Origin of the sequence: Zhongshania aquatica (assembly GCF_027257955.1) — a bacterium.
Taxonomy (GTDB): Bacteria; Pseudomonadota; Gammaproteobacteria; order Pseudomonadales; family Spongiibacteraceae; genus Spongiibacter; species Spongiibacter aquatica.
On sequence record NZ_JANZNQ010000010.1, the window covers coordinates 120,918 to 135,032 of the forward strand.

At 50.3% G+C, this 14,115-nt stretch carries 12 protein-coding genes; 1 reads left to right on the forward strand and 11 read right to left on the reverse strand.

All coding sequences use genetic code 11. The annotated features are described in order from the left end of the window. Window positions 1–2: 2 nt before the first annotated feature. The 6 genes from secG to rlmE all read right to left on the reverse strand — a co-directional run bounded on the left by secG (window position 3) and on the right by rlmE (window position 6,111). Entirely contained in the window at window positions 3–383 is a 381-nt protein-coding gene (gene secG, locus O9X78_RS11925) for a preprotein translocase subunit SecG (RefSeq protein ID WP_269619914.1), read from the reverse strand. Next, window positions 383–1,138 carry a triose-phosphate isomerase gene (tpiA, locus tag O9X78_RS11930; RefSeq protein ID WP_269619915.1) on the reverse strand — a complete coding sequence of 252 codons (756 nt, stop codon included), beginning with the start codon at window positions 1,136–1,138 and terminating at the stop codon, window positions 383–385. The genes secG and tpiA overlap by 1 nt, the downstream gene beginning before the upstream one ends. A gap of 72 nt (window positions 1,139–1,210) precedes the next feature. Further along, a complete protein-coding gene (glmM, locus tag O9X78_RS11935) occupies window positions 1,211–2,545 on the reverse strand; it encodes a phosphoglucosamine mutase (protein ID WP_269619916.1) in 1,335 nt (444 codons plus the stop codon). Beyond that, complete coding sequence (folP, locus tag O9X78_RS11940; RefSeq protein WP_269619917.1) at window positions 2,538–3,419, reverse strand: dihydropteroate synthase; 882 nt, start codon at window positions 3,417–3,419, stop codon at window positions 2,538–2,540. Before folP ends, glmM begins: the two co-directional genes overlap by 8 nt. Before the next feature lie 7 nt (window positions 3,420–3,426). Next, complete coding sequence (ftsH, locus tag O9X78_RS11945) at window positions 3,427–5,376, reverse strand: ATP-dependent zinc metalloprotease FtsH (protein ID WP_269619969.1); 1,950 nt, start codon at window positions 5,374–5,376, stop codon at window positions 3,427–3,429. 111 nt (window positions 5,377–5,487) lie between these two features. Next, on the reverse strand, window positions 5,488–6,111 hold the full coding sequence (gene rlmE, locus O9X78_RS11950) for a 23S rRNA (uridine(2552)-2'-O)-methyltransferase RlmE (RefSeq protein ID WP_269619918.1): 624 nt from the start codon (window positions 6,109–6,111) through the stop codon (window positions 5,488–5,490). A gap of 89 nt (window positions 6,112–6,200) precedes the next feature. Here rlmE and yhbY point away from each other — a divergent pair, with 89 nt between their 5' ends. After that, window positions 6,201–6,509, forward strand: coding sequence for a ribosome assembly RNA-binding protein YhbY (gene yhbY, locus O9X78_RS11955; protein ID WP_269619919.1), 309 nt, complete (start codon window positions 6,201–6,203; stop codon window positions 6,507–6,509). A gap of 11 nt (window positions 6,510–6,520) precedes the next feature. Here the strand turns inward: yhbY and greA are convergent, their stop codons facing one another. The 5 genes from greA to O9X78_RS11980 all read right to left on the reverse strand — a co-directional run bounded on the left by greA (window position 6,521) and on the right by O9X78_RS11980 (window position 14,010). Next, window positions 6,521–7,003: a transcription elongation factor GreA gene (gene greA / locus O9X78_RS11960; RefSeq protein ID WP_269619920.1), complete on the reverse strand. Its 483-nt coding sequence runs from the start codon at window positions 7,001–7,003 to the stop codon at window positions 6,521–6,523. Further along, window positions 7,000–10,221 (reverse strand): carbamoyl-phosphate synthase large subunit, encoded by a 3,222-nt coding sequence (carB, locus tag O9X78_RS11965; RefSeq protein WP_269619921.1) that lies wholly within the window; start codon window positions 10,219–10,221, stop codon window positions 7,000–7,002. The genes greA and carB overlap by 4 nt, the downstream gene beginning before the upstream one ends. A 126-nt stretch (window positions 10,222–10,347) precedes the next feature. Further along, window positions 10,348–11,487 (reverse strand): glutamine-hydrolyzing carbamoyl-phosphate synthase small subunit, encoded by a 1,140-nt coding sequence (gene carA / locus O9X78_RS11970; protein WP_269619922.1) that lies wholly within the window; start codon window positions 11,485–11,487, stop codon window positions 10,348–10,350. Between the two features lie 295 nt (window positions 11,488–11,782). Continuing rightward, window positions 11,783–12,589, reverse strand: coding sequence for a 4-hydroxy-tetrahydrodipicolinate reductase (gene dapB, locus O9X78_RS11975; RefSeq protein WP_269619923.1), 807 nt, complete (start codon window positions 12,587–12,589; stop codon window positions 11,783–11,785). A 23-nt stretch (window positions 12,590–12,612) separates the two neighbouring features. Then, the gene (locus tag O9X78_RS11980; RefSeq protein WP_269619924.1) at window positions 12,613–14,010 is read right to left on the reverse strand and encodes a YihY/virulence factor BrkB family protein; all 1,398 of its coding nucleotides are present in this window, start codon (window positions 14,008–14,010) and stop codon (window positions 12,613–12,615) included. Between the last annotated feature and the right edge of the window lie 105 nt (window positions 14,011–14,115).

A 14,115-nucleotide genomic window follows, 5' to 3' on the forward strand; every position in this document is an offset into this window, starting at 1 on the left:
TTTTACTCGGCGTCCGCCGGCATTTCACTTGTAACTGGCATCGCAGACTCAACCTCTCCCGCCTGCACAGGCATCGTCTCGTCGCCTACTGGCGCAACATCACGGCTTTCCTGCAATACCGGCACATCGATAATATCTTCATTAACGCCGCTGCGCTGCTTTGCAACATAGGCAAGCGACAAGCTAGTCACAAAAAACAGAGTAGCCAATACCGCTGTTGCCCGCGTTAGCGCGTTACCACTACCGGTGCTACCGAATAAAGTTTGGGATGCGCCCGAGCCAAACGAGGCCCCCATATCTGCGCCTTTACCTTGCTGAACCAGAATCAAACCAATAATAGAAAGACCAGCCAACACATGTACGATTAATATAATTTGTTCCATTACTCCGCCGCCCGACATATTGCGGAAAATTCCTGTGCATCAAGTGACGCACCACCAACTAAACCGCCATCAATATCCGCCTGAGCGAACAATTCACCTGCATTAGCAGCCTTAACACTGCCGCCGTACAGAATTCGCAAACCCTTCGCCAATTGCTCATCTTTCTTTGCAAAAAGAGCACGAATAAACGCGTGCACTTCTTGAGCTTGATCGGGGCTCGCCGTCTTACCAGTACCGATTGCCCAAACTGGCTCGTAAGCAATCACGATTAATCGCAACTGCTCAACACTTAAGGTCGAAAAAATCGGCTTAAGCTGGGCTGAAATAACTTCTAATGTTGCACCATCATCTCGCTGCGACTCGGTTTCACCGACGCACACCAATGGCAATAAACCTTGCAGTAAAGCCTGCTTTGCCTTTTGTGCAACCTGCTCGCTGGTTTCGCCATAAATAGCGCGACGCTCAGAGTGACCAACGATGACATAACGGCACCCGACATCAGCCAACATTGCAGCAGATACTTCGCCTGTAAATGCACCGTCACTAGGCTGATCGCATACATTCTGACTACCAACAGCAACAGGCGAACCTGACAAACCAGATAACACCTGCGGCAAATACACTGAGGGAGGAAACACTGCGATATCAACACCAGGCTCCGCAGGTAAGGACGTGTTTAATTCCGCCACCAACTTTCCAATGCTGGCGCTATCGCCATACATCTTCCAATTCCCTGCTACGAGATTACTCCGCATGCCATTTCCCTTAGCGCAAAATGGGCGCCAATCTTACATAAACTTATAAATACATACAAGAACCGCCACCACTTATGATGAAAGCTTTTGTACCTTGTCTGCTAGGCGCTGACATAAGTCCGCAACCTGCAGGGCATTCTCGCCCTCAACCATAACTCTCACCAAGGGCTCTGTACCTGAGGCGCGCAATAATACCCTGCCTCGCCCTGCTAATTCCAGCTCAACCTCGCCAACCGCGGCGCGTAATTCAGAATCATTTAAATCCATCGGTTTTTGTATGCGAATATTCTGCATAATCTGCGGAAATTTTCTCACCGGCCTGCGCAGTTCAAACAAACTTTTGCCACTTGCCACAACCGCCTGCACCACCTTTAGCGCGGCAACAATGCCATCACCCGTTGTACTGACATCACCACAAATGATATGGCCTGAATTTTCACCACCCAAGCTCCAGCCCAGAGCATTCATTCGCTCCTTAACGTAGCGATCGCCGACCTGCGCGCGCTCAAAAGAAACGCCCAGCGACTTTAATGCAAGCTCAAAACCAAGATTAGACATCAAGGTGCCAACCACACCATCACAAGACTCACCACGCCGCAGCTGCTCGGCAGCAATGATGTACAAGAGATCATCGCCATCTACTAATTCACCTGAAGCATCGGCAAACAGAACACGATCGCCGTCGCCGTCAAAGGCAATACCAAAATCAGCACACTCCTGCACAACCCGCGCCTGCATATCAGCGGGGTGAGTAGAACCAATATTCGCATTAATGTTAAGACCGTCAGGAGACGCGCCAATAACGATCACATTGGCACCCAGTTCAGTGAACACAGCTGGCGCGACGTGATAGGTTGCCCCATGAGCGCAATCGAGTACTATTTTTAAGCCTGCAAGCGAGAGTCCAGTCTGGCCCGTAGACTTACAATATTCAATGTAGCGACCGGCGGCGTCGTCAATGCGACGCACCTTACCCAATCTTGCGGACTCCACCGTAGTCATAGTCGCATCAATGGCTTCCTCAATAGCCATCTCTAATTCGTCAGGTAGTTTAGTCCCGTCGGCAGAAAAGAATTTTATACCATTATCGTAATACGGATTGTGGCTGGCACTAATCACAATGCCTGCGCGCGCCTGAAAGGTTCTCGTTAAATAGGCAATAGCAGGTGTCGGCATTGGCCCCAATAAAAGAACATCTACACCCGCCGCCACCAAACCGGCCTCTAAGGCAGATTCGAACATATAACCTGAAATTCGAGTATCTTTACCAATCAGCACTTTGCTGCGGCCTTCACGAGCGAACACCTGCCCCACCGCCCAGCCCAATTTAAGGACAAATTCCGGGGTGATTGCTCCCTCACCAACGCGACCGCGAACACCATCGGTACCAAAATACTTTCTAGCCATTATTACTTTTCTCAAACTTCACAGCGGTTGCGAGCTTTACCGCATCAACTGTTTCTTTAACATCGTGTACGCGAAGTATATGAACACCTCGCTCCACAGCCATTGCCGCCATCACGACACTCGCCGCCAATCTTTCTTCAACTGCACGCCCAGTAATAGCACCCAACATAGACTTGCGAGATACACCAACTAACAAAGGAAACCCCATCGCTGCGAAATCCGGCAGACGCCGAAACAGCTCAAAATTATGCGCGGTGGTTTTACCAAAGCCAAAACCGGGATCTAATAGTATTTGATCTTTTGAAAAGCCCGCAGCCAGACAAGCCGAGATTCGCTCCTGCAGAAAATTAGAAACTTCGTCAAAAATACTTTCATACTCTGGCTGTCGCTGCATCGAGTCGGGCTCGCCTTTCATATGCATCAGACATACCGGTAAGCCACTTGCGGCCGCCGCTGACATAGCGCCGAGTCTGGACAGCGCGCGCACATCGTTAATCATACCCGCACCCAACACCGCAGCCTCAACCATCACGCTGGGAGAGCTGGTATCCACTGATATGACAGTATCGAAACGCTCTGCAATAGCAGCAACCACAGGCAAGACTCGATCGCCCTCCTCTTGCACACTAACGGGGAGCGCACCCGGCCGCGTAGACTCACCACCAATGTCCACCAGCGTAGCACCCTGCTCACAAACCTCTTCGACCCGACGCAACACTTTTTCGAGCAATACGCCACCAGCGTGAAATTGACCGCCATCAGAAAAAGAATCAGGGGTAACATTGATAATCGCCATGACCTGAGGCGTACTCAAATCCAATAAGCGAACACCGCAGCGGAGCTGCGGTGAAGATAGGCTTGCGGTGAGATTCATACCAATCTCAGTGATCGCTCACCGAGCCGACGAAGGGATCTTCTGGACGATTTTTCTTGTCATCATTTGGCTCAGACTCCGGCTCCGCACCCGCCACTTTCGACTTGCGACCACCGGCAGTGTCGTCATCATCCCAACCCGCAGGCTTGCGCGGTTTACGACCTGCCATGATGTCGTCGATCTGTTTGGCATCAATGGTTTCATAGGTCATCAGCGCGTCAGCCATAACATCTAGTTTGCTGCGATGTTCTTCAAGGATTTTGCGCGCCGCCGCGTAACATTCATCGATAATACGACGCACTTCCTCATCTATCTGGCGAGCTGTTTCACCAGAGAAACTCTTGCCTTGCTGACCCGCAGACCGACCCAAGAACACTTCCTCTTCAGCGTCGTCATACATTAACGGCCCCATCTTGTCCGACAGCCCCCACTTGGTCACCATCTTGCGCGCTATATCTGTTGCACGCTGAATATCGTTAGAGGCACCCGTTGTTACGCCATCTGCACCAAGAGTCATTTCTTCCGCAATTCGACCGCCAAACAAAGAGCAAATTTGGCTGATAATATGTCGACGGCTCAGGCTGTAGCGATCTTCTTCTGGGAGGAACATTGTCACACCCAAGGCGCGGCCGCGAGGAATAATACTCACTTTATAGACCGGATCATGCTCTGGCATTTCGCGGCCTACAATTGCATGGCCCGCTTCATGATATGCCGTGTTCAGCTTTTCCTTGTCCGACATCACCATGGATTTACGCTCTGCGCCCATCATGATTTTGTCTTTCGCCAAATTAAACTGTTCCATACTAACAAGGCGCGAATTTCCACGCGCCGCAAACAGCGCTGCCTCGTTAGCCAAGTTGGCCAGATCTGCACCAGAGAAGCCGGGAGTACCACGCGCAATAATCGACGCCTCGACGTCATCACCCAAAGGCAATTTACGCATATGTACTTTTAGAATTTGTTCGCGACCGCGAATATCTGGCAAGCCAACCACAACCTGACGGTCAAAACGACCTGGACGTAATAACGCAGGATCGAGCACGTCTGGGCGGTTAGTTGCAGCAATAACGATTACGCCGTCATTTGCCTCAAAGCCGTCCATTTCAACCAATAGCTGGTTCAGTGTTTGTTCGCGCTCATCGTGACCACCACCCATACCGGCGCCGCGGTGACGACCCACTGCATCGATCTCATCTATAAAGATAATGCATGGCGCTTGCTTCTTGGCTTGCTCAAACATATCGCGAACCCGCGATGCGCCCACACCAACAAACATTTCAACAAAGTCAGAACCAGAAATTGAGAAGAACGGTACTTTGGCCTCACCCGCAATGGCTTTCGCCAGCAACGTTTTACCTGTACCAGGAGGACCAACCATCAACACGCCGCGGGGAATGCGACCGCCTAAGCGTTGGAATTTGCCCGGATCACGCAGGAACTCGACCAGCTCCTGAACATCCTCTTTAGCTTCATCAACACCCGCCACATCGGCAAAGGTGGTTTTAATTTGGTCTTCGCTTAACAGGCGCGCTTTGCTCTTACCAAAGGCCATCGGGCCGCCCTTGCCACCACCTGCACCACCCTGCATTTGACGCATAAAGAACATAAAAATGGCGAGAATAATCAAGATTGGGAAGCTAGCTACCAGCAACTGGGTCCACAAGCTCTGACGCTCAGGCTTTGTACCCTGAACCACAACATTATGCTGCAGCAAATCATCGATAAGTTTTGGATCATCCAGCAGAGGCCGCACGCTTTCGAAACGACTACTGTCATTACGCTCTCCACTGATCACTAAGCCGTCAATGACAACCTTGCGAACGCGCTCGTTCTGCACCTCAGTAATGAACTGAGAATAATTAAGTTGCTCAGTAGGCGACTGGACGCTGAAATTATTAAAAACAGTCAACAAGACCGCCGCAATAACCAGCCACAACAGTAAATTCTTTGCCATATCGTTCAAAAACCGATCCTCACGCTACACTTTTCGCAAAGCTTACAAAACGGGAATTAACCCGACATCTGCCCACTCTACTACATTAATTGGGCACCCTCTACGCAATAATTAGCTGCGAAGACCAGTGGCTACTAAGTACACTTCCCGTGATCTTGGCCTTGAAGCGGCCGGTTTACGGGTGACTACTTTACTAAAACGCTCACGAAGGAGGCGCATATACTCGTCGAAGCCCTCTCCCTGAAATATCTTGGTGACAAATCCACCGCCGGGCCTTAGAACTAAACCCGCCATATCCAACGCCAGCTCACAAAGGTACATAGATTGCGGCTGATCAACATCTCTCATACCACTCATATTGGGGGCCATATCTGAAATTACAAGATCTGCCTTCTGATTCCCCAAAAAAGCCATGAGCTCATTGAAGACCTCTTCGTCAGTAAAATCGCCCTGAATAAACTCAACCCCAGCAATGGTGTCCATTTCCAAGATATCAGATGCCAATACCTGACCATGATGACCAACTAGCATAGCGGCTACCTGAGACCAGCCACCAGGGGCACTACCGAGATCGACCACACTCATCCCAGGCTTAATTAGGCGATCTTTTTCCTGAATTTCCAATAACTTATAACAAGCGCGGGAGCGATATCCCTCTTTCTGAGCTAGTTTGACGTAGTGATCGTCAAAATGTTCCTTCATCCACGCGTTACTTGATGCTGTACGTTTAACCACACCCACCCCGTTAATAGTGAGAATTCATATTTCAGCGCAGAGGTGTTTCGAGTAAAATACGCGGCCACGCCTCTTTCGGTTTTTGTATTATGTCTAAGTTCAGCGCCAGCGATAAAAAACACCTACGCAGTATCGGTCACAAACTCAGTCCAGTTGTGATGATCGGCGACCGCGGCTTAAGCGAAGGCGTGATGACCGAAATAGAGCGCGCACTAGACGACCACGAGCTCATCAAAGTAAAAGTTAATATAGCTGAGCCGACCGAACGTCGTGCAATGATTGATCAATTTTGTGCCGCGCACAAGGCGCACTTGGTGCAGGCTATCGGCAAGATCGCATTGATTTACCGACCAGCCAAAAAACCTAACCCGAAGCTTTCTAACCTGCTTCGGGCCTAGGTACAACGCTCTTACTCGGCGAGGTGTTGCACCTTGTCGATTTCGTATTCGATAGTGCCGCCAGGCGCAGCAACCAAGGCGACATCGCCCTCTTCCTTACCAATAAGCGCACGTGCAATCGGTGAGGTAACCGAAATCTTGCCAATTTTCACGCTGGCCTCATCTTCGCCCACGATTCGGTAAGTGACCTCTTCATCTGTCTCGCAATTGATGAGAGTGACAGTCACCCCAAAAATGACTTTACCTGTGTATGGGATTTTAGAAATATCGATAACCCGCACACCGGCAAGCTTGCTTTCAATCTCTTGAATTCGGCCTTCGCAAAATCCCTGCTGCTCACGCGCCGCATGATATTCTGCGTTCTCTTTTAAATCGCCATGAGCACGTGCCTCCGCGATTGCCTGAGTAATACGCGGACGCTCAACAGATTTTAGATTCTTTAACTCATCCCGCAGCGCTTTTTCACCCGCAACAGTCATTGGCACTTGATTCATTGTATCATTCCCTCGTGTACGTCCTGTAAACGACGCACTGTTTTCTCTTCACCAAATGCTAAAGCCTGACAAATTGCTTCCGCACCAGCAAGTGTTGTGGTGTAACTCACCTTATTAACCAATGCACTTCGGCGAATCAGGGACGAATCGGCAATAGCCTGCTTACCTTCGGTGGTATTAATAATTAAGTCGACGTCGCCATTTTTAACCATATCGACGATATGTGGACGACCTTCCAATACTTTATTGACGCGCTGGCATTCGAGCCCCGCCGCAACGAGTACCTTGTGCGTACCGCGGGTAGCACAAAGGGTAAAGCCCTGCGCAACCAACTGCTTGGCAACTTCTATCGCGCCATCCTTGTCTGGATCTCGTACGCTAATAAAAGCGCGGCCGCTGGTCGGGAACACTTCGCCAGCACCTACTGCCGCTTTTGCAAAGGCTTCAGCAAAGGTTTCGCCCAAGCCCATTACTTCACCGGTGGATTTCATTTCTGGCCCGAGAATAGGGTCAACACCGGGAAATTTAGCGAAGGGGAATACCGCTTCTTTCACCGAGAAATACTTAGGCACAATCTCAGTGGTGAAGTTTTGCTCCGCCAAGCTGGTGCCAGCCATGCAACGCGCCGCAACTTTCGCCAAAGACACGCCAATGCATTTAGATACAAAAGGTACAGTACGCGACGCGCGAGGATTAACCTCTATCACATATATCTCGCCATCCTGCACTGCCAACTGCACGTTCATCAAACCAATAACGCCTAACTCTAGCGCCATCGCTTTCACAATCTCGCGCATGCGATCTTGCACCTCAGCACTCAAGGAATAAGGTGGCAAAGAACAGGCCGAGTCACCAGAGTGAACACCCGCCTGCTCTATGTGCTGCATGATGGCGCCAATCACAACCTGCTTACCGTCTGACACCGCGTCGAGATCCACCTCAACCGCCGCATTCAGGAAGTGATCTAATAGCACTGGCGATTCATTAGAAACACGCACCGCTTCGCGCATATAACGCTGCAATTCGTCTTCCTTATAAACGATCTCCATCGCACGACCACCCAATACATAGGACGGACGCACAACTAGTGGGTAGCCTATTTTTGCCGCTGCAACTAACGCCGCTTCTTCTGAACGCACGGTTGTATTTGGTGGCTGTTTTAATTCAAGCCGCTCGATCATTTGCTGAAAACGCTCGCGGTCTTCAGCGCGATCGATTGCGTCAGGCGATGTGCCGATAATTGGTACGCCAGCGGCCTCAAGATCACGGGCCAACTTCAGCGGAGTCTGACCGCCGAACTGCACGATAACGCCCTTGGGCTTTTCTTTGGCGACAATTTCCAAGACATCTTCTAGGGTAACCGGCTCGAAATACAAGCGGTCAGAAATATCGTAATCCGTCGATACGGTCTCGGGGTTACAGTTAACCATAATGGTCTCGTAACCATCTTCACGCATCGCTAGGGCCGCGTGCACGCAGCAGTAATCGAATTCAATACCTTGGCCAATACGGTTTGGGCCGCCGCCAATAACCAGAATTTTCTCACGATCTGAAGGCTGCGATTCACACTCTTCTTCATAGGTGGAATACATATACGCGGTCGATGTAGAAAACTCCGCCGCGCAGGTATCAACACGCTTGTAGACCGGATGAATATCTAGGCTATGACGCAAGGTGCGCAGTTGTTTTTCGCTTACTGCCAGCAATACGGCTAAACGCTGATCCGAAAATCCTTTGCGCTTCAAACGCCACATCAAATCTTTAGTGATATCGGTAAGCACTAGCGATTTCAGCGAGTTTTCAGTTTTGACAATGTCTTCAATCTGAACTAGAAACCACGGATCAATCCACGAATGCTCAAATACCTCATCAACCGTCATACCTGCACGGAAGGCATCAGCAACAAACCAAATGCGCTCTGGGCCGGGATTAGTCAGCTCAGCAATCAACACATCACGGGCATCATCACGATCAACATCAATTTGGTGTTCAAAACCTGCCGAACCTACTTCAAGACCACGTAGGGCTTTTTGCAAAGACTCCTGGAAGGTACGACCAATCGCCATCACCTCACCAACAGATTTCATCTGGGTATGCAGACGAGTTTGCGCCTCACCAAATTTTTCAAAGGTGAAACGCGGAATCTTGGTAACCACGTAGTCTATTGCAGGCTCGAAAGACGCAGGCGTTGCTCCGCCAGTAATATCGTTTTGCAACTCGTCTAAGGTGTAACCAATCGCCAATTTAGCCGCAACTCTCGCAATTGGGAAACCCGTCGCTTTAGACGCTAGCGCCGACGAACGACTCACCCGCGGGTTCATCTCGATAACCACTAAGCGGCCTGTGTGCGGTTCCATACCAAACTGCACATTGGAACCACCGGTTTCAACACCGATCTCGCGCAATACTGCGCAAGAGGCATTACGCATAATTTGATATTCTTTATCCGTCAACGTTTGCGCTGGCGCAACAGTGATCGAGTCACCAGTATGCACACCCATCGGATCAAAGTTCTCGATGGCGCAAACAATAATGCAGTTGTCGTTTTTATCACGCACAACTTCCATTTCGAACTCTTTCCAGCCAATCAAGCTCTCGTCGATTAGCAGCTCATTGGTTGGTGAAAGATCGAGACCGCGGGTACAAATTTCGATAAATTCTTCTTTATTATAGGCAATACCACCGCCGGAACCACCCATGGTGAAACTGGGGCGAATAATGGCTGGGAAGCCGATAGAATCCAGAACTTGCAGCGCCTCTTCCATACTGTGGGCAATTGCAGAGTTAGGTGTTTCCAAACCAATACGCTTCATTGCCCTATCGAATAACTGACGATCTTCAGCCATGTCGATGGAGGCTTTGGTGGCGCCGATCATTTCAACGCCGTACTTAGCGAGCACACCCTCGCGATCCAAATCCAAAGCGCAGTTCAGTGCGGTTTGCCCGCCCATCGTAGGAAGCAGAGCATCGGGACGCTCTTTCTCAATGATTTTAGCAACCGTTTCCCACACTACGGGCTCAATATAGGTCGCATCAGCCATTGATGGGTCGGTCATAATGGTCGCAGGGTTAGAGTTCACCAGAATTACTCGGTAACCTTCTTCCCGCAAGGCTTTACACGCCTGCGCACCGGAATAATCAAACTCGCAGGCCTGCCCAATAACAATGGGACCAGCGCCGAGGATAAGAATGCTTTGGATATCAGTTCTTTTTGGCATAAGTACTAATCATCTAACTCTGTGCTTCGTAATAAACAGTCTGCTACCGGAAGCTGAGCAACAGACACTAGCTGGGGTGTTCATTTTTCTCAGCCGCACAGGATCAAACGGCTGAGAGGTAACGCTTTATTTGGCCTGCTTAGCCGCCACAATCATGTCGATAAACTGATTAAACAGCGGCGCAATATCATGCGGGCCTGGGCTCGCTTCTGGGTGCCCCTGGAACCCGAAAGCTGGCGTATCTGTACGCTGAATACCTTGCAAAGACCCATCAAATAGCGACTTGTGACTCACCGCTAAATTGGCAGGCAATGAACCCTCATCAACCGCAAAACCGTGGTTTTGGCTGGTGATATGAACAACCTTAGTAGACAAGTCCTGCACTGGGTGGTTGGCACCGTGGTGGCCAAACTTCATTTTCACTGTCTTTGCGCCAGATGCCAGAGCCAATAATTGATGGCCAAGACAGATACCAAACACCGGCACGCCGGTAGCAACAATGTCTTTAATCGCGGCAATAGCGTAATCGCAGGGCTCCGGATCGCCGGGGCCATTGGATAGAAAAACGCCGTCGGGATTCATCGCCAATACCTCAGCGGCCGAGGTCTTTGCTGGCACAACCGTCAAGCGACATCCGCGGTCGGTGAGCATCCGCAAAATATTACGTTTAACACCGAAATCGAAGGCGACAACATTATGGGGTAGCTCTGCATCGCTAAAGGTTTTGTGACCCTTACCTAGCGCCCAACTACCTTCGCGCCATTTATAACTTTTGGCAGTGGTGACTTCTTTCGCTAAATCCATGCCCTTGAGCCCAGCAAATTCCTTTGCCATCGTCAGCGCCTTGGCTTCATCGATGTCACCAGCCATTAAGCAGCCACCCTGAGCACCTTTGTCGCGCAAAATACGCGTCAAGCGGCGAGTATCGATATCAGAAATACCAATAATGTTTCGGGCTTTTAGGTAATCAGACAGGCTTTGTTCACTGCGGAAACTCGATGCAAGCATCGGAAGATCGCGAATAACCAAGCCCGCAGACCAAATTTGGTCCGCTTCTTCGTCTTCGCTGTTCACACCGGTATTGCCGATATGGGGATAGGTTAATGTAACAATTTGGCGAGCATATGAGGGATCGGTCAAAATTTCCTGATACCCGGTCATCGCCGTATTAAATACGACCTCACCAACGGAATGCCCCTCGGCACCAATGGCGATGCCCCGAAAAATGCTGCCGTCTTCAAGGGCAAGTATGGCTGGAACCGTCAAGACTACCTCCTAGAGCAAACTTGCGGCCGAGAGCTACCGCCGACATACCCGCCGGAACGACAACCAAGGGACCACAGAGGAAAATACGCGTGCAAAAAAGCGAGATGAAGATTACCTCACCTCGCTTTCTGCGGGGCTGCGGAGCTTATTCAGCTCGGCACCCTAATCTGATGCGCGATTTTACGCGAAACTCCCCCCGCGCGTCCACCGCAATAAATACCGCTAATGTTGACTTTGCTGAGATTAATTCACATTTTCAGCGAATTCGGCGCGCAAAGAACTCGAACATGCAGAATTATTTTAAACCAAGTACATCCTGCATATCGTAGCGTCCAGCCTTCTGCGCACTCACCCACGCTGCCGCGCGCACCGCGCCACGGGCGAATGACATCCGCGAACTAGCCTTGTGGGTAATTTCGACGCGCTCGCCTTCCGCGCAGAACATCACCGTATGGTCGCCAACGATATCGCCAGCACGCACAGTGGCAAAACCAATCGCCTCGCGATCGCGAGCCCCGGTTTGGCCTTCACGGCCATAAACAGCAACTTTTTCCAGATCACGCCCCAAGGCATCGGCAACTACCTGACCCATGCTCAGCGCCGTGCCAGATGGCGCATCAATCTTGTGACGGTGATGAGCCTCGACAATTTCTATATCAACATCATCACCCAATACCCGCGCGGCCATATCTAGTAATTTAAAGCACAGATTCACGCCGGTGCTAAAGTTAGACGCCTGACAAATCGCAATTGGGGCAATTGCCGCCTCTAGCTCTGCCTTTTGCTCCGCGTTAAAACCGGTGGTGCCAATCACCATACCCTTGCCAGCTAAACCACAGGCCTTAGCATTCGCGAGGGTTGCGGCAGGCACGGTAAAATCGATGAGCACATCAAAATCACCCAGCACCGCATTCACGTCACCCACTATTGCCACGCCATTTTTACCCAAACCAGCCAACTCACCGGCATCGGCGCCAATCAGGGAGCTTTCGGGACGCTCAATCGCCGCCGTTAATGTGCAAGCTTCATTCAACGACACCGCCTCGATCAAAATCCGCCCCATTCTGCCTGCGGCACCGGTTACTGCTATCCGAACTGTCATATCACTTTCCAATATTAAATAATCTAATTCTGTTTTCTGTCGCGACTGTTGGCCCCGCTTGGCACTTCTTCGTCAAAATGCTCACCAGACTCATTTATCGCCATGTCTCGCACCGTCGTTGATGCCAACGCAGAGTCCAAAGCGGCATCGATTAACGCCGTTACCTCAGCAACACCATGCACCGGCTTACGAGGCACCCGCAATGCAATTAACTGCAAAGTGCCATCATTGCGCACCGCGTCGATAACCGTTTTTAAACTGGTCTTTTCAAGCGGCGCATTTGGCAGATAGCGTGGCGGATCTTCATGGTTTTCTGTTACTAATCCAGCGTGTTTTAAGGCGTTAAGCACCCGCGTCACACCCTGAATCTGAACCCGCAAACGGTAGACAAAATCGCTCGCCGAAAAAGGCTTTCGCGACTGATAATAACGCTGGGCGATTATCGCCATCACCTGCAAGGCCAGAGTCTCGCGCTGACGAATACTCAAATCACCACTGCGGCGCACCGGCGAAATATATTCGGGGTGCTGAACGTAAAATGCAACACTACTGCCAACCAACAAGATCAACCAGCTGATGTACATCCACATCATAAACAAAATCAAAATAGCAAAGCCGGAGTAAATCGCATAGGTGCCGCTGCCGCTCGCCGACACCACCACACTCCCAAAGCCCCAACCTAAACTCTGAAACAAAACACCAGAAACCAAACCCGCCACCGCACCTGCGCGGAACGTCACTCTAGTATTAGGAATAAACATATAGAAAAAGGTGAAGGCCGCAATAATCATCAAATACGGCGCAGCCTCAGTCACAAAAGCGATCAAATACTGCACAGCCGGCACATGCGTACTGATAGTTTGTACAAAACCACCACTCAATACACTGGCAGACAAACCTATGGCAGAAAATACCAAGAGCGGGCCAATCAACATCACACTGCCGTAATCGGCAAATCGGCGACCGATACTGCGATGCTGATCTAAGCGCCAAATATAATTAAAGGTCGCCTCTATTTTTTGAATCAATGAAATTGCGGTGTAAAACAGTAGCGCAACACCAAAGGTACCCAGTACACCGATTTTTACATTATCGATAAAGCCGATAATTTTGTCGGTAATCTCAACACCCTGCGTTCCCATCGGCGCAAGAAACTGCAGCATGATCGGCTCTAGCTGCTTATTGTGCATGCCAAACGCTTTTAGCACCGAAAAACTGACCGCCATCATCGGCACCAAAGACAACAAGGTGGTGTAAACCAAGCTCATTGCCCTAAGTGTTAGCTCACCCTTGGTTAAATCATCCAGAACCACATAAAGCAGACGCAGCATATCAATCAGCTTGCGCTGCCAAGCACTGTAATGAACCACCTTATCTGACCACAGATAATCGGCTACAAATTTGTTGAGGGTTTTGTCCATTATTAAAGGCGCCTCTAAATAGTTCGGAGCGTAGAATCGCCGAATTCACTTGTCGCCAAGAATGGAGAAAAAGTTAGGGGAAGTCGAGACCGGATTCTACCCGAA

Bases quoted from the DNA above. Each gene is read 5' to 3' on its own strand.
- dapB (WP_269619923.1), bottom strand. From the start codon at position 12,589: ATGACAGTTCGGATAGCAGTAACCGGTGCCGCAGGCAGAATGGGGCGG.
- carB (WP_269619921.1), bottom strand. From the start codon at position 10,221: ATGCCAAAAAGAACTGATATCCAAAGCATTCTTATCCTCGGCGCTGGT.
- yhbY (WP_269619919.1), top strand. From the start codon at position 6,201: ATGTCTAAGTTCAGCGCCAGCGATAAAAAACACCTACGCAGTATCGGT.
- ftsH (WP_269619969.1), bottom strand. From the start codon at position 5,376: ATGGCAAAGAATTTACTGTTGTGGCTGGTTATTGCGGCGGTCTTGTTG.
- O9X78_RS11980 (WP_269619924.1), bottom strand. From the start codon at position 14,010: ATGGACAAAACCCTCAACAAATTTGTAGCCGATTATCTGTGGTCAGAT.
- folP (WP_269619917.1), bottom strand. From the start codon at position 3,419: ATGAATCTCACCGCAAGCCTATCTTCACCGCAGCTCCGCTGCGGTGTT.
- tpiA (WP_269619915.1), bottom strand. From the start codon at position 1,138: ATGCGGAGTAATCTCGTAGCAGGGAATTGGAAGATGTATGGCGATAGC.
- secG (WP_269619914.1), bottom strand. From the start codon at position 383: ATGGAACAAATTATATTAATCGTACATGTGTTGGCTGGTCTTTCTATT.
- glmM (WP_269619916.1), bottom strand. From the start codon at position 2,545: ATGGCTAGAAAGTATTTTGGTACCGATGGTGTTCGCGGTCGCGTTGGT.
- greA (WP_269619920.1), bottom strand. From the start codon at position 7,003: ATGAATCAAGTGCCAATGACTGTTGCGGGTGAAAAAGCGCTGCGGGAT.